Source organism: Pseudomonas sp. B611 (assembly GCF_055407965.1).
Map to the genome: position 1 here is coordinate 46,846 of NZ_JBUZST010000010.1, position 15,011 is coordinate 61,856.

The window sequence follows — 15,011 nt, forward strand, 5'->3', positions numbered from 1 at the left end:
GTCACCTGCCATTGCCCGGGATCAACCAGTTGTTTTGTGCACTGCTGACATTACGCCATCACAATTACCATTGCTGTCGGAGTCAGTTACTAAGCTCAGTCACAAGCTCAACCGCCCCATGCGTGCAACCACTTAAGCGACAATCTCCTCCTCAGCCTGCTCAATGGATTCCTCCACTTCCAACTGGTGGCGTGTCCACTCAGCAGCGATGGCGGGATTATCTAGAATCTGCTCTTCGATTCGCAGACTTTCTCGATACTCTCTCGCTTTCGCGCTCATCGTCCACTGCGTTTCTACCCCCAGCGCCTCAAGCTCTTGTCGAATGGCAGGTAAACCTATCCGGAAAAATTCTTTGCGTGGATTTACCTTGTTTACCTGCTCCCGAAGAAAGTGGCGATGGAGCTGCTTTTCGAGCCCCGGCGCATTGTCACTGAATATCAAGGCGTGCACGTCAAATTCAAATGGCACGCTCGCGTCCCCCAGTTCACGTACTCGATCAAGCGGTTCGAGTCGGCGCGTCATACCAATCTTAAAGACCTGCTCACCGAACGATCCGATGTTCGAAATCACATACACATGGCCAGCACGGGTTTGCTGGGCCATCGATAAAGCTCGCTGGTTCTTATCCTCGGCAGCCTTTAATTGCTCCTGAAGTTCCGCAAGCTTGAATTCGAAGGTCGCCCGCTCCGCAGCGGTTGCAGCGGCAACCTGTTCCTGGGCCTTCTCGAGAGCTTTTCGGAGTGTGCTCTCTTCCTTGGCGGCATCCTTGATTGCCCGCTCGAACTCTCGGCGAGCCTTTTCTTCTTCACGAATTTGCTCTCGGAGCTGACGCTGCTCCTCACGCTCTTGCTCTTTGAGGAGCTTCGCTGTGACGGCCCAGCGCAGCTCCTCTAAGCGGGATTTCAGATAGTCATCACTGATTCGCGCATTACGAAACGATGCGCCATTGAGATTCACCAGCGCAGCGGCATCTCGAATCTCCTGCTCTAGCTTGCCGTGATTATCAGACTTCGAGCGAGACAAGATGGAATCAACTTTGCCGTTGAATGCGTCGATTACAAATCGGATGGCAATCTCTCGTCGATTGGCTTCGACATACGCGCAGTTGGCGGCCCGACCAGTCTTCACCATCAGCCGACTATAATCACGAGCCGCTTTCAGCTGCTGGCCCGCTTCGGTGAAGCCGAACTCTTCGGCAAGCTCATCAAGGAGGTTATAGGTCGGAACGATATAGGCGTTGCCGTAACCTTCGATGATGTTTTTCATCGCTTGGGCGGCTTCCGTATATTGCTTGGCCTTCCCCTGCGCCTCGAGCGCGTCACCCGCAACTTCCAGTGCTTGCGTCTTGGCGTTGCCCACGATCTTGTCGGCATCTGCGATTGCCTGCGCTAATCGCATTTCTGCCTGCTCGACCCTGGACTGTGCAAGCTGCAATAAACGCGCGCGCTCTGACTTAGTCTCTTCGGAGACGCGCTCCGCCTCGGCTTCGGCGTCAATAATTCCTTCAAAGCGTTTGAGCTCGTGAAGTGCTTGCTGGAGTTGACGGGTCAGTTCGACTTTCTCGTCCTCCATCGCAGACAGATCATTTTTCCTAGCGCCGAGCTCGAGGCGAAGCTGGCTAATAACACCCTGAGCCTTGGTGTTCTTTACCAAAAAAACAAACGCCACGATCCCCGCAAAAGCGGCTAGCAATTCCATTGGCTACATCCCTGTGTTTTCGTGGAGCAAATGCTACCTTGAAGGCTGGCATTGCGCCACCAGGTTGGTGCCGAGCACCAGATTCACCTCGCAGCCCGCGATGAAACGCATAAGAGTGCCATTCGAGGACCGAAAATCTGGGTGGGGCAAAAAGTGGGGACAAAATCTCAGGCGGGACAAAACACGTGCCCATAAAAAAATCCAAGAACCGCTAAGCTCCTGGATTTCTTGAGAATAGATGGTCGGGACGGAGTGATTCGAACACTCTACCCCTTGCACCCCATACATGGGGTCGAGCGACCTGGTTCCTCTAATGCAGACCTGGCGATTCTCCTAGGCTTTGAGAGAGTACTGCAAACACTGAGCTGATAGTCGCTGCGGTCACCACACTGACAGCTGACTGCCCGTCGAGAGCAACCTCCGAGCGCGTTAGAGCCTTGTACAACTCCCACGCATCAGCCTCCGGAAATTCGCTCAAGACCTTTTGCACGAGCATATGCTTGGTGGGATCCAAGTGCCAGTCGGGAATCCGGTGGCCAAGATTACCAAAAGCCAGTGCCAACACCCTTTTCGCTTTGATCTCGTAGCTGATCCAGCGGCGCGACCTGCCCGATAGCTTAGCGAAAACTTCGGCCGGCAAATTGTGTGGTGAGTTGTAGATCTTAAGCTTCTCTCGTTGATCCGAAATCGTACTGAGATTGCTCGCCATTGGCCCTGTGATAGCCGAGATACGTTGTTTCTCCGCAACCGGTTTCGGCATGGGAGCGGCCCCGAATTTGGCCGGCACGAGCATATCTCCAGCTTCTGCTGCCGAGGCGAGATTGCCCTCTCCTCCAGCAGTCCGCGGTACCGCCTCGATTCGAACCGTCAGATGCCTGCTCGCGACCTCAAACTGATTCTGCTCGAACAGATCGAGCCGATCAGCCCAATCCTGCATCATGCGCCGCCGTTGGCCCACATACTCGGCGTGATTGTAGGCAGCGCTAACCTTGTTTGGGTCCGCGTGTGACAACTGCGCATCCACCCAAATCTTCGGATACCCAATTTCGTTCAGCGCCGTCGATAGGGTTCCACGAATGCCATGCCCCGTTAGCTGATCCGCATAGCCAATCCGCTTCAGCGCGGCGTTCAGGGTGTTCTCACTGATGCGCTTGGTGAGATTGCTGTTGTGCGCCAATAGATACCGCTGTGCCGGCCTCAGATGATCCAGGAGGTAACGCACCACCTCCAAGGCCTGTTCAGACAGCGGAACGATGTAGGGAGGAATATCACTAGCGCGCTTGCCAGCCTTACGCATCCCAAGCTGCAGCTGCTTCACTACCTCCGGCGGGATGATCCACAGAGCCGCCGCCAGATCAAACTGATCCGGCGTGGCGAGTCGGAGCTCCCCCGTACGCACGCCGGTCAACAGCAGAAGCCGAAGTCCCAACTGCGTCTGCAGCCGACCCGGGTAGTTGCGCAACTGCTGCAGCATGCCCGGCAATTCTTCCATCCGAAGAAACGGATTGTGGCGAACGGGCGGCTGAGGCAGCGCTACCACATCCAGATCAAACGCAGGATTCTGCTGCAGGCCTGGCACAACGACGAGCGCATAGCGGAACAGCTGGCGAAACCAGGTGCGGACCTTCTCCGCCGCCGTCAGTGCGCCTCGACGCTCAATCTGTGCGACAACATCAAGAAGGTCGGGGCGCTGCAGCTCGTAGATGGACCTGCGGCCGATCATCGGCAGAACATCCTTGGTAAAGACGCGACGAATCTGCGACAGGGTGCTCTGACGCCCTTCCTTGAGCACCAGGCATCGATGATCGAGCCATTTTTCATACACGATTTTGAAGGTGTTCTGATCGGCAAGCTGGACGGCTTGACGTTTCTGCTTGCGATCAAGCCGCGGGTTCACGCCCTTGCTGAGAAGCACACGTGCACCATCGCGTAGTGCACGAGCCTCCCGCAAGCTCACCTCTGGATAGGTTCCAAGAGACATCCGCTTTTGCTTGTCGGCCCAGTAGTAGCGAAAGTGCCAGGACTTACCGCCCACACCGGAAACCGCGAGGGACAGGCCATCGATATCGTTGATGGTGTAGTGGCTACCAGTGGCTTTGGCTTGCCGGATAGTGAGGTCTGAAAGCGCCATGATCGAGCTCCTGAACGTAAGGTCAGGACCTGATGTTTCGCTCGCCGCGTGCGCTCCTCCAGCAAAAAACCGATGTCAACCCCGCCGTTTTTACTCTGGACTCAAAAATGGACTTAAAAAGACTTGCTGGCGGTGGTTTTCAGCAGATTTCACTGGAACGAAAAAAGGACCCAAAGGTCCTGATTTCAATGACTTACAGACTTTAATGGAACTCTGTAGATCATAATTTGGAGCGGGAAACGAGACTCGAACTCGCGACCCCGACCTTGGCAAGGTCGTGCTCTACCAACTGAGCTATTCCCGCAATATGGCGTCCCCTAGGGGACTCGAACCCCTGTTACCGCCGTGAAAGGGCGGTGTCCTAGGCCACTAGACGAAGGGGACACACGTACAACTTCACTCCTCAACCGCGTTTCGCTGCTTGCTTTACGCGTCTAAGTGGCGCGCATTCTATGGATGGATTGAAAGGTCGTCAACCCCCAAGGATAAATTTATTAAAATCAATGACTTCGCCCTGCTTTCCAGGCCGGAGCAGGCAATCTGCCCGTCTGCGCCTTGGCGCCTATATTCTGGCGCACGACAAGACGTTATAGTTCGCTGCAGCAAATGATGGCAATGTGCATCTATGCAGGGAACGTTTACCTATATAGAAGAATCTACCTGGGCAACTGGTCGATCAGTCCTATCCGCCAGATGCCCCAATCACTACACTCCACTGCAAACCCTACAAAGAGGTCACACCGGTGACACCACTCCTGATCACCCTGCTGGTAATAGCCGGGATCGTAATACTGATCGCCATTGGCTACATGAACCACGTGGTGGAAAACAACAAACTGGAAAAGCAGCGCACCGTGATCGAGCTCAATGATCGCCTGCGTCGCTGCGGTGAAATCACCGAGACGTTCCCTGGCCAGTTGATGACCCCGGCGCTCAAACTGCTGATGACCCGCCTGGAGCTCAACGTCAACCAGCGCCTGCTCAACCTCAACAAGACCAGTGCAGCGCTCAAGGCACGTATCACCGAACTGAACGCATTGATTGCCCAGGGCGAATCGATCCCGGTGAATAACCCACCGGCACCGATCCAGACCGAAGCCAAGGCCAAGGACGTACGCTTCCTGCTGGAAGCCCTGCACGGCCAGGTCACTCGCGCCGCCCAGGATGGTTTCCTGCCGACCAACGAAGCCAAGCACTGGATCAAGGAAATCCGCCACATCCTGGTGCTGCTGCACATCGAGTTCTTCAACAACCTTGGCCAGCATGCCCTGCAACAGGGCCAGCCCGGCCAGGCGCGCCTGGCGTTCGAACGTGGCGTGCAGTACCTGCGCAAACAGCCGGAGCCGGTGATCTATGCCGCGCAATTGCAATTGCTGGAGTCACAACTGGCACGCGCCAACTCCACGGTATTGACCAACAGCAAACCGGCCGAGGATGAGGTCAACGAACTGACCGAAGGCCTCAAGGTGGTCGACGCCGACGCCGAGTGGAAAAAGAAAGTCATCTACGACTGATCGACCCCACTCCCCTGTGGCGAACCCGGTTCGCCACATGCCATCACTTTGCATCTATCGCCCCGCCCCCTTCTAGCGTAAAAAAGTGCCCCTCACTCCGTGAAGTCAGAGGCCTGCTATGCCTGTCACCGTGATAGATGGACAACCGTTGCACTATATCGACCAAGGCAGCGGCCCCGCCGTGCTGCTGGGGTCGAGCTACCTGTGGGACCGCACGATGTGGGCGCCGCAGATCGAAGCCCTGTCGCAACAATACCGCGTGATCGTCCCCGAGCTGTGGGGCCATGGCGAATCGGGCCCGCTGCCCAGCCACACCCAATCCCTCGATGACCTGGCACGCCAGGCCCTGGCGCTGCTCGACCACCTGGACATCGCCCAGGTCAACCTGGTGGGCCTGTCGGTCGGTGGCATGTGGGGCGCACGCCTGGCGCTGCTGGCACCCGAGCGTATCAACAGCCTGGTGCTGATGGACACCCACCTCGGCGCCGAGCCCGAAGCCACGCGCCAGTACTACTTCTCGCTGTTCAAGATGATCGAAGACGCCGGTGCCATTCCCGAGCCGTTGCTGGACGTGATCGCACCGATCTTCTTTCGCGCGGAAATCGACCGCGAGTCTGCGCTGTATCAGGAATTTCGCCAGGCGTTGCAGGATTTTTCCAGGGAACGCCTGCTGAGCAGCGTCGTGCCATTGGGCCGCCTGATCTTCAGCCGCGAGGATGTACTGGACCAACTTCCGCGCCTGGACGCCGACACCACCCTGGTGATGTGCGGCGAACAGGACAAACCCAGGCCACCCACCGAATCCCGGGAAATGGCCGAATTGATCGGTTGCAGCCTGATCCTGATCCCCGACGCCGGGCATATCAGCGCCCGGGAGAACCCGGACTTCGTCAATGAGGCGCTGCTGACCTTCCTCGCCAACCACGCCTGACCGCCCGCCTCCCTGGTCGCTACTGGCGTGTAGCGATCACAGGCGGAAGTGCCCGACCATGCCCTTGAGTTCCGTGCCCAACTGCGCCAACTGGATGCTCGACGCGGCATTGCCCTGCATGCTCAACGCCGACTGATCGGCGCTGGCGCGAATACTGGTGACACTGCGGTTGATCTCTTCGGCCACCGAGCTTTGCTCCTCGGCCGCCGCGGCAATCTGCTGGTTCATCTGCTGGATCAACGACACCGCCGTGGCGATGCTGCCCAAGGCGCTCTCGGTTTCCAACGCATCGCTGACCGCCAGTTTCACCAACTCGCCACTGTGCTGGATCTGCTGCACCGACGACTGCGCCGCGCTGCGCAAGGTGCTGACCAGCCGCTCGATTTCTTCGGTGGATTGCTGGGTGCGCTTGGCCAGCGCGCGCACCTCATCGGCCACCACCGCGAAACCACGGCCTTGCTCCCCGGCGCGAGCGGCTTCGATGGCGGCATTGAGGGCCAGCAGGTTGGTTTGCTCGGCCACGCTTTTGATCACCCCCAGCACGGTGCCGATGTTCTGGATTTCGGCACTGAGGCTTTCGATGCTGGCACTGGCGCTGGTACTGGAGCTGGCGAGCAACTCGATACGTTGCAAACTCTGGCGCACCACCTGCTGGCCGCTGTCCACCTTGTTATCGGCAGTTTGCGCGGCCTGGGCGGCTTGTTCGGCGTTGCGTGCCACGTCGTGCACCGTGGCGGTCATCTGGTTCATCGCCGTGGCCACTTGCTCGGTTTCGTCCTTCTGGCTGCTGACCTCGACATTGGTCTGTTCGGTGACGCTGGACAGTGAATGCGCCGAGCTGGCCAACTGCTCGATGCCCGCCTGCAACCCGCTGACCATCTGGCTCAAACCATTGCCCATCTGCTGCATCGCCAGCATCAACTGGCCGATCTCATCGCGCCGGCTGACCTCCATCCGCCCGCTCAAGTCACCCGCCGCAATCTGCTGCGCGACGGCGATCACACTGCGCAGCGGCGCGACGATCAAGCGCGTAATCACCAGCGCCGCAATCAGCCCCACCAACAGGGCCAGGGCAGACGAGCCGATGATCAACATGGTGCTGCTCTGCAGTTGCGCCTGCATCGACTGGTCTTCGGCGGCATAGGCCTGGTTGACCCGGTTGACCACCTGCTCGGCGCGCTCACGCAGCTGTTTGTAGACGATCTTTTCCTGCGCCAACAGGCCGGTGTACTCACCGAGTTTCTCGCTGAACGCGGCGATATGCCCGGAGACCTCGTTAAGTACCGTCTGGTAGCCAGGGTCCTTGACCGCGGTTTTCAGTTGTTCGACCTGGGCCAGCGCCTGGTCGGCCTGCTCGATCTTGCCTTGTTCGCCGCTGTCTTCATCGCCCTTGCGGCTCTGGTCCAGGCGCACGTGGGCCTCGTTCATCGCTTGCAACATCAGCCGCGAGACCTGGCTGACCTGCCCCGCCTGCTCGATAAACTCGGCGCCCTCCTTGCCTTGGCTTTCCTTCAGGCCATAGGCGCCGTCATCCGCCAGGCCGGCCTGCAACACGTCAAGGTTGTTGGCCACGCTGGACACCGACCAACTGGCCATCTCCAGCGCCAGGTCCTTGGTCTGGGTCAGCTCGACAAACTCGTCGAACGCCTTGCGGTAGGCGGCCAAGGCTTGCTCGACATCGGTCATGGCCGGCACATTGGCGGCCGACTGGGCTTTGAGGCTCGCCGCCAGGGCCGCCAAGGCATCGACGCTCGCATGCAAGTCTTCGACGGCCTTGGGGTCGGCGTGCAGCGCGTAGTCCTGCTCGATCAAGCGCACCTTGAGCAAACCGCTGTTCAGCGAGGACATGCTGTTGAGGCCTTCAAAACGCTGACCCACGGTTTGCAGCGACCACACCCCAATCGCTGCCACCAACGCCGTCAGCAACAGCACCAAGAGGAAGCCCAAGCCCAGTTTCTTCGCCATACCGAGGTTGGCGAAACGTCGTTGCACGCCTGAAATCATTGCACTTGAACCCTCTTGCAATGGCAGCTGCCATCCAGCCCGATTGACCAGCAATGAGATTCGCAACCACGGGCCACCGACACAAGGCATTGGCGCCACAATAATGGCAAAAAGCTACATGTTCGTCGTTTTCAGAATGGTCGAGGTCGATCTGGCAGGCCCCATACTGCGGAACAACGCCAAGGCACGCTGATCAGCCGCATAGGCCACATTGATCCGCAGCCAATCGCTGTGCTCACCCGCCGGGCTGAACAGCGCCCCCGGCGACAGCAGCACGCCCAGTCGACGGGCACAGGCCGACAATCGCGCACGATCCCCCACCCCAGGGCGCGCCCACAGGAACATGCCCCCGGCGGGCACGGCAAACACCTCCCACTCCTCATCCTCCAGCACTTGCAGGGTAGCGGACATTTGCGTATTCAGCCGCTTGCGCAGGCGCTGCACCCACTTGCGATAGGTGCCATTGGCCAGCAGCGTCGCCACCACCGCCTCGGCAAACCGCGAGGTACCGAGGCCGGTCAGGGTCTTGAGGTTGACCAGTTGCGCGATGATCGCGGTGCTGGCACAGAGATAGCCCACCCGCAGGGCGCTGCTCAAGGTCTTGGAGAAACTGGAGATGTAGATCACCCGGTCATCATGGGGCAACGCCGCCAGACGCGTGCAACTGGCATGCTGCAGGTCGCCAAAGACGTCTTCTTCAATGATCAGGAAATCTTCGGCCTGGGCCAGTTGCAACAGGCGCTCGGCCACTGTGCGACACAGGCTGGTGCCGGTAGGGTTGTGATACAGGCTGCTCATGAACAGGCATTTGGGGCGATGAACCTGCAACAGCGTTTCCAGCACCGCAATGTCCGGGCCGCCACGGGTGCGTGGCACCTCCAGCAGCTTGACGCCCTGGAAGGCCAACTGGCGATAGAGGTTGCCGTAGCCTGGGGTTTCCACCACCACCGTGTCGCCGGCCTTGAGCAGCGTGCGTATCAGCAGGTCCTGGGCCTGGCTGGCGCCCTGGGTGGTGAGAATGCGGTCGAGGCTACTGGCCACGTGCATACGGGCCAGGCACTTGAGCAATTGTTCGCGCAGCACCGGCAACCCCAGCGGGGTGCTGTAGTTGAACACACCGCCGGTGTCGGTGCGGCTGACCTCGCGGATCGCATAGTTGATGTCATCGCTTTCGCGCCAGGCATCCGGCAACCAGCCACACCCCAGTTTCAGCTCACCCAGGGGGCCGTCGGTGAAGGCTCCCCAGTCTTGCTCCGCACCTTCATACCAATGGTGCTCGTGATGAGCCGTGGGCTCGGCCACGACAAACCCCGACCCCGGCTTGGAGGCCAACAGCCCCTGGGCCACCATGCGCTCAAAGGCCTCGATGACGCTGGATTGGCTGAGCAGGTTGTCGAGGGCCAATTGGCGGATGGACGGCAGACGCGTGCCAGGGCTTGCCCCGCTCTTGCGAATCCATTGCGCCACCGCGCTGATGATCTGTTGCACCACCGGTACAAGGGCTTGTCGATCGATCCCTAAATCCATGAGCCACTCACTTCACTGTCTGTTATTCAACCCACAAGAGTTAAGCACAGAAGTACGTCGCGGCCGTTTGCCAAGTTTTACTAAAGTATTGATTTTATTGAATTATTTACCTACTGATACATATTAAGACGCGGCATTTTGCCAGCTATGGAAACCCCCCACAGCACCCCGAACCTTTTCAGTTGGGGTGCGTTTGCAGGTCCTAGATGGCGGTCGCGCCACCGTCCACCGCCAACGCCTGGCCAGTGGTGAACGCGGCACCGTCGCTGCACAGATAGAGCACGGCGGCGGCGATTTCCTCGACCTTGCCGATGCGCCCGACCGGGTGCATGGCGGCGGCGAAATCAGCCTTGCGCGGGTCGGCTTCATAGGCACGGCGGAACATATCGGTATCGATCACCGCCGGGCACACCGCATTCACGCGGATGTGCTTTTTCGCGTACTCGATGGCCGCCGACTTGGTCAGGCCGATCACCGCATGCTTGGAGGCGGCATAAATACTCATCTTCGGCGCTGCGCCCAAACCCGCCACCGATGCGGTGTTGACGATCGCCCCGCCGCCCTGAGCCAGCAACAGTGGCAGTTGGTACTTCATGCACAACCACACACCTTTGACGTTGACGCCCATGATGGCGTCGAACTCATCAATGTTGCCGTCGGCCAGCTTGCCCTTCTCGATCTCGATCCCGGCATTGTTGAAGGCGTAGTCCAGGCGACCATAGGCGGCGACCGTGCGCGCCATCAGTTGCTGCACATCCGCTTCCAGGGTGACGTTGCAGCGCACAAACAGCGCTTCACCGCCCGCCTGCTGGATCAGCGCCACAGTACCCTCGCCGCCCGCGGCGTCCAGGTCGGCAACCACAACCTTCAAACCTTCGGCGGCGAACGCCAGCGCGGTGGCGCGGCCAATACCGGCGGCGGCGCCTGTCACCAGGGCGACCTGGCCGGAAAACGTCATGCTCATGGGGATGTCCTTTGGGAGAAATAGCCGTGCGGCGAGTCTAGCCAACGCGGCGACGGGCGCGTCAGCACTATCAGAAGGCCGGTTGGCGCTGCATGGATCACAGTGATAAGGCCACCGGCGTGACTATCAGCCTTGCCTATCGATGGGCATTCGCACTGGCCGGTGAACCTTGCTCGCAAGCCGTTCTGGGTCTATCAATCATGGTTCATTTCTAAAAGAGTCCCTGCCATGACTGCCCAGACCAACCGCCAATTCCTGCTCGCCAAACGCCCGGTCGGCGCCGCCACGCGGGACACCTTCACCTATCAGGAAGTCCCGGTGGGCACACCGCAGGACGGGCAAGTGCTGGTGCGCAATGAATACCTGTCCCTCGACCCGGCCATGCGTGGCTGGATGAATGAAGGCAAGTCCTACATCCCGCCGGTGGGTATCGGCGAGGTCATGCGCGCGCTGGGCGTAGGCAAAGTGATTGCGTCGAACAACCCCAAGTTTGCTGTCGGCGACTACGTGAACGGCGCCTTGGGCGTGCAGGATTATTTCCTCGGTGAGCCGCGCGGTTTCTACAAGGTCGATCCCAAACTGGCGCCGCTGCCGCGCTACCTGTCGGCACTGGGCATGACCGGCATGACCGCCTACTTCGCCCTACTGGACACCGGCGCACCCAAGGCCGGCGATACCGTGGTCATCTCCGGCGCGGCAGGTGCAGTGGGCAGCATTGCCGGGCAGATCGCCAAGATCAAAGGCTGCCGTGTGGTGGGCATTGCCGGTGGCGCCGACAAGTGCAAATTCCTCGTGGATGAGCTGGGTTTCGACGCCGCCATCGACTACAAAAACGAAGACGTGCCCGCGGCGCTCAAGCGCGAATGCCCCAAGGGCGTGGACGTGTATTTCGATAACGTCGGCGGCGACATTCTCGACGCCGTGCTCAGCCGCCTGGCGCTGAAGGCGCGGGTGGTGATTTGCGGTGCGATCAGCCAGTACAACAATAAGGAAGCGGTGAAAGGCCCGGCCAACTATCTGTCATTGCTGGTCAATCGTGCGCGCATGGAGGGTTTTGTGGTGATGGATCACGCGGCCAACTTCGCCGCAGCCGGGCAAGAGATGGGCGGCTGGATGGCCCAGGGCAAGCTCAAGAGCAAGGAGGATATTGTGGAAGGGCTGGAGACGTTCCCGGAGACGCTGATGAAGCTGTTCAACGGTGAGAACTTTGGGAAATTGGTGCTGAAGGTCTGAATACAGAACTAGAAGGGTTCGATCGTTCCCACGCTCTGCGTGGGAATTCAGCCCGGGACGCTCTGCGTCCCAAAGCATGACGCTGAGCGTCACAGGAGGCATTCCCACGCAGAGCGTGGGAATGATCGGGTCAGGCGATCTCGGCGACGACTGCCGCCAACGCCTTCGCCGGATCCGCCGCCTGGCTGATCGGGCGACCAATCACCAGGTAGTCAGAACCCGCATCCAACGCCTGGCGCGGCGTCAGGATTCGGCGCTGGTCATCCTGGGCACTGCCTGCAGGACGTATCCCCGGGGTCACCAGTTGCAGCGACGGGTGCGCGGTCTTCAGCGCCTGGGCTTCCAACGCCGAACACACCAGGCCATCAAGGCCGGCTTTCTGCGCCAACGCCGCGAGGCGCAACACTTGTTCCTGCGGCTCGATGTCCAGGCCGATGCCGGCCAGGTCTTCGCGTTCCATGCTGGTCAGTACGGTCACACCGATCAGCAGCGGTTTCGGGCCGCTGCGCTGCTCCAGCACTTCACGGCAGGCGGTCATCATGCGCAGGCCACCGGAGCAATGCACGTTGACCATCCACACGCCCATTTCGGCGGCAGCTTTCACGGCCATGGCGGTGGTGTTGGGAATGTCGTGGAATTTAAGGTCGAGGAACACTTCGAAGCCTTTGTCACGCAGGGTGCCGACAATTTCTGCGGCACAGCTGGTGAACAGTTCCTTGCCGACCTTGACCCGGCAAAGCTTCGGGTCCAACTGGTCAGCCAGCTTCAGTGCGGCGTCACGAGTGGGGTAATCCAGGGCGACGATGATAGGAGTCTGGCAGACGGACATTGGAATGGGCTCTCAGGCAAGTCGAAATCGGCGCGGATTGTAGCGCAAGCAGGGCCGTTGCGGGATCCGATGATCGGTAAATACTGACAGGACGCACTGAAACGGGTGTTTCAGCCGATTATTTCAAAGCTGATACATTCACGACATGCCCCCAACACGCCCCACCGCTAGCCTCGCCTGCACGCCCCACCGTCCAGCACTTCCAGCCATGGGGCTGGGCGCCTATGCTGACCGTCACAACCAGGCAGATGACCGCACTATGCATACCCCTCCCGTCTCCATGAACGACGAGCACAAAGGTTCGGTGATCGCCGATGAAAAGCGCTGGAACACCCGCGCGCTGATTGTCGATGACGACGTGCCGATCCGTGAACTGCTGATCGACTACCTGGCGCGCTTCAACATCCTCGCCACCGGCGTCACCGACGGCGCGGCCATGCGCGTGGCCATGCAGGCCGAAACCTTCGACGTGGTGGTGCTCGACCTGATGCTGCCAGGGGAGGACGGCCTGTCGCTGTGCCGTTGGCTGCGCGCAGAGTCGGACATCCCGATCCTGATGCTCACCGCCCGCTGCGAACCCACCGACCGCATCATCGGCCTGGAACTGGGCGCCGACGACTACATGTCCAAGCCGTTCGAACCCCGTGAACTGGTGGCCCGCATCCAGACCATCCTGCGCCGCGTACGCGATGACCGCACCGAGCAGCGCGCCAATATCCGCTTCGACACCTGGCGCTTGAACAGCGTGCTGCGCCAACTGGTGGCCGACGATGGCCTGGTGGTGCCGCTGTCCAACGCCGAGTTCCGCCTGCTGTGGGTGTTTATTGAACGGCCGCGCCGCGTATTGAGTCGCGAACAGTTGCTGGATGCGGCCCGGGGTCGCTCCATCGAAGCCTTCGACCGCAGCATCGACCTGCTGGTCTCGCGCCTGCGCCAGAAGCTCGGTGATGACCCCAAGGCACCGCAGCTGATCAAGACCGTGCGCGGTGAAGGCTACCTGTTCGACGCCCGGGATATCGGCTGATGCGTGCCACCTTCAATACGTTGTTCGGGCGGCTGTTCGGCGTATTGCTGGTGGCAATCATCCTCGCCCACGTGCTGGCCATCGCCTGGTTCCGCTATTACGGCCCGCCACCGCCGCGGCCCCAGGAAACCTTTATCGAGCAACCGGACGGCAGCATGGTGCCGCTGATCAAGGAACACCGTCGCCCCTGGTTTGGCGGGCCGGTGGTGCCGCTGACGTTCCAGTTCCTCTCATTGATCATCGCCGCCTGGTACGGCGCCAAGCTGCTGAGCCGGCCGATCCAGCGCCTCAGCGAAGCCGCCGAACGCCTGAGCCTGGACCTCGACAGCCCGCCCCTTGACGAGTCCGGGCCACGCGAGGCGAAACAGGCCGCATCGACCTTCAACCTGATGCAACGGCGCATCCGCGAACAGGTCAGCCAGCGCGCGCGCATGCTCGGCGCCGTGTCCCATGACCTGCGCACGCCGCTGTCACGCCTCAAGTTGCGCCTGGAACAGATCGAAGACCCCAAGTTGCAGGGCCAGATGCGCCAGGACCTCAACGATATGATCGGCATGCTCGACGCGACCCTGAGCTACCTGCACGAACAGCGCACCAGCGAAACCCGGCATTGGCTCGACGTGCAGGCGCTGGTGGAATCCATGAGCGAGAACGCCCAGGACCAAGGCTCCGACGTGCAACACGGCGGCACGTGCGCGCCATTGCAGGTACAACCGATGGCCTTGCGCTCGTGCCTCAACAACCTGATCGACAACGCGTTGCGCTATGCCGGCACGGCGCGGGTCGAACTGGAAGACAGCCGGGAGGCCCTGATCATCCGCGTGATCGACCATGGGCCGGGGATTGCCGCGGATCAGCGTGAGGCGGTGTTCGAAGCGTTCTATCGCCTGGAAGGTTCGCGCAACCGCAATTCCGGTGGCGTTGGTTTGGGCATGACGATTTCCAAGGATGCGGCGGAGCGCTTGGGCGGAAAGCTGAGCCTGGAGGAAACCCCAGGCGGTGGGTTGACTGCGGTCATGTGGCTGCCCCGAAACTGACAGGCTAGCGCAGGCCCATGTGGGAGCTGGCTTGCCTGCGATAGCAGACTGTCAGTTGATGCATGTGTGGCTGACCCACCGCTATCGCAGGCAAGCCAGCTCCCACGATGATCTCCACT

Annotated in this window: 11 protein-coding genes, 2 tRNA genes and 1 pseudogene; 5 read left to right on the plus strand and 9 right to left on the minus strand. The window is 60.2% G+C overall.

The window, feature by feature from the left end; genetic code table 11:
- Positions 1-132: 132 nt before the first annotated feature.
- From ACZRMO_RS20220 to ACZRMO_RS20235, 4 genes are all read right to left on the minus strand, one after another.
- A complete protein-coding gene (locus ACZRMO_RS20220) occupies positions 133-1,698 on the minus strand; it encodes an SNIPE associated domain-containing protein (RefSeq protein WP_308936197.1) in 1,566 nt (521 codons plus the stop codon).
- A gap of 310 nt (positions 1,699-2,008) precedes the next feature.
- A complete protein-coding gene (locus ACZRMO_RS20225; RefSeq protein WP_200656413.1) occupies positions 2,009-3,829 on the minus strand; it encodes a tyrosine-type recombinase/integrase in 1,821 nt (606 codons plus the stop codon).
- A gap of 228 nt (positions 3,830-4,057) precedes the next feature.
- A tRNA-Gly gene (locus tag ACZRMO_RS20230) sits at positions 4,058-4,133 on the minus strand.
- A gap of 4 nt (positions 4,134-4,137) precedes the next feature.
- Positions 4,138-4,213 (minus strand) — tRNA-Glu (locus ACZRMO_RS20235).
- A 359-nt stretch (positions 4,214-4,572) separates the two neighbouring features.
- Between ACZRMO_RS20235 and ACZRMO_RS20240 the strand changes: the two genes are divergently transcribed.
- Together ACZRMO_RS20240 and ACZRMO_RS20245 are read left to right on the plus strand one after the other, a co-directional pair.
- Positions 4,573-5,343 carry a hypothetical protein gene (locus ACZRMO_RS20240; RefSeq protein WP_448184780.1) on the plus strand — a complete coding sequence of 257 codons (771 nt, stop codon included), beginning with the start codon at positions 4,573-4,575 and terminating at the stop codon, positions 5,341-5,343.
- 118 nt (positions 5,344-5,461) lie between these two features.
- Complete coding sequence (locus tag ACZRMO_RS20245) at positions 5,462-6,274, plus strand: alpha/beta fold hydrolase (RefSeq protein ID WP_463973979.1); 813 nt, start codon at positions 5,462-5,464, stop codon at positions 6,272-6,274.
- A 36-nt stretch (positions 6,275-6,310) separates the two neighbouring features.
- Here the strand turns inward: ACZRMO_RS20245 and ACZRMO_RS20250 are convergent, their stop codons facing one another.
- The 4 genes and pseudogenes from ACZRMO_RS20250 to ACZRMO_RS20265 form a co-directional block, all read right to left on the minus strand.
- Positions 6,311-7,192 carry a methyl-accepting chemotaxis protein gene (locus ACZRMO_RS20250; protein ID WP_463974045.1) on the minus strand — a complete coding sequence of 294 codons (882 nt, stop codon included), beginning with the start codon at positions 7,190-7,192 and terminating at the stop codon, positions 6,311-6,313.
- A pseudogene (locus ACZRMO_RS20255) lies at positions 7,169-8,368 on the minus strand (HAMP domain-containing protein); the annotation flags it as partial. The pseudogene ACZRMO_RS20255 and the gene ACZRMO_RS20250, both read right to left, overlap by 24 nt.
- A gap of 24 nt (positions 8,369-8,392) precedes the next feature.
- A complete protein-coding gene (locus tag ACZRMO_RS20260) occupies positions 8,393-9,805 on the minus strand; it encodes an aminotransferase-like domain-containing protein (protein WP_463973980.1) in 1,413 nt (470 codons plus the stop codon).
- A 202-nt stretch (positions 9,806-10,007) separates the two neighbouring features.
- A complete protein-coding gene (locus ACZRMO_RS20265; RefSeq protein WP_463973981.1) occupies positions 10,008-10,769 on the minus strand; it encodes an SDR family oxidoreductase in 762 nt (253 codons plus the stop codon).
- A gap of 228 nt (positions 10,770-10,997) precedes the next feature.
- Here ACZRMO_RS20265 and ACZRMO_RS20270 point away from each other — a divergent pair, with 228 nt between their 5' ends.
- Positions 10,998-12,002: an NADP-dependent oxidoreductase gene (locus ACZRMO_RS20270; RefSeq protein WP_463973982.1), complete on the plus strand. Its 1,005-nt coding sequence runs from the start codon at positions 10,998-11,000 to the stop codon at positions 12,000-12,002.
- Between the two features lie 130 nt (positions 12,003-12,132).
- On the opposite strand, the gene pyrF is transcribed toward ACZRMO_RS20270, so the two are convergent.
- Positions 12,133-12,831 carry an orotidine-5'-phosphate decarboxylase gene (pyrF, locus tag ACZRMO_RS20275; RefSeq protein ID WP_017734306.1) on the minus strand — a complete coding sequence of 233 codons (699 nt, stop codon included), beginning with the start codon at positions 12,829-12,831 and terminating at the stop codon, positions 12,133-12,135.
- Positions 12,832-13,090: 259 nt separating this feature from the next.
- Here pyrF and ACZRMO_RS20280 point away from each other — a divergent pair, with 259 nt between their 5' ends.
- On the plus strand, positions 13,091-13,855 hold the full coding sequence (locus ACZRMO_RS20280; RefSeq protein ID WP_277990704.1) for a response regulator: 765 nt from the start codon (positions 13,091-13,093) through the stop codon (positions 13,853-13,855).
- Positions 13,855-14,892: a sensor histidine kinase gene (locus ACZRMO_RS20285; RefSeq protein ID WP_463973983.1), complete on the plus strand. Its 1,038-nt coding sequence runs from the start codon at positions 13,855-13,857 to the stop codon at positions 14,890-14,892. The genes ACZRMO_RS20280 and ACZRMO_RS20285 overlap by 1 nt, the downstream gene beginning before the upstream one ends.
- The last annotated feature ends 119 nt before the right edge of the window (positions 14,893-15,011 follow it).

Bases quoted from the DNA above. Each gene is read 5' to 3' on its own strand.
- ACZRMO_RS20220 (WP_308936197.1), bottom strand. From the start codon at position 1,698: ATGGAATTGCTAGCCGCTTTTGCGGGGATCGTGGCGTTTGTTTTTTTG.
- ACZRMO_RS20225 (WP_200656413.1), bottom strand. From the start codon at position 3,829: ATGGCGCTTTCAGACCTCACTATCCGGCAAGCCAAAGCCACTGGTAGC.
- ACZRMO_RS20245 (WP_463973979.1), top strand. From the start codon at position 5,462: ATGCCTGTCACCGTGATAGATGGACAACCGTTGCACTATATCGACCAA.
- ACZRMO_RS20250 (WP_463974045.1), bottom strand. From the start codon at position 7,192: ATGCTGGCGATGCAGCAGATGGGCAATGGTTTGAGCCAGATGGTCAGC.
- ACZRMO_RS20260 (WP_463973980.1), bottom strand. From the start codon at position 9,805: ATGGATTTAGGGATCGATCGACAAGCCCTTGTACCGGTGGTGCAACAG.
- ACZRMO_RS20265 (WP_463973981.1), bottom strand. From the start codon at position 10,769: ATGAGCATGACGTTTTCCGGCCAGGTCGCCCTGGTGACAGGCGCCGCC.
- ACZRMO_RS20270 (WP_463973982.1), top strand. From the start codon at position 10,998: ATGACTGCCCAGACCAACCGCCAATTCCTGCTCGCCAAACGCCCGGTC.
- pyrF (WP_017734306.1), bottom strand. From the start codon at position 12,831: ATGTCCGTCTGCCAGACTCCTATCATCGTCGCCCTGGATTACCCCACT.
- ACZRMO_RS20280 (WP_277990704.1), top strand. From the start codon at position 13,091: ATGCATACCCCTCCCGTCTCCATGAACGACGAGCACAAAGGTTCGGTG.
- ACZRMO_RS20285 (WP_463973983.1), top strand. From the start codon at position 13,855: ATGCGTGCCACCTTCAATACGTTGTTCGGGCGGCTGTTCGGCGTATTG.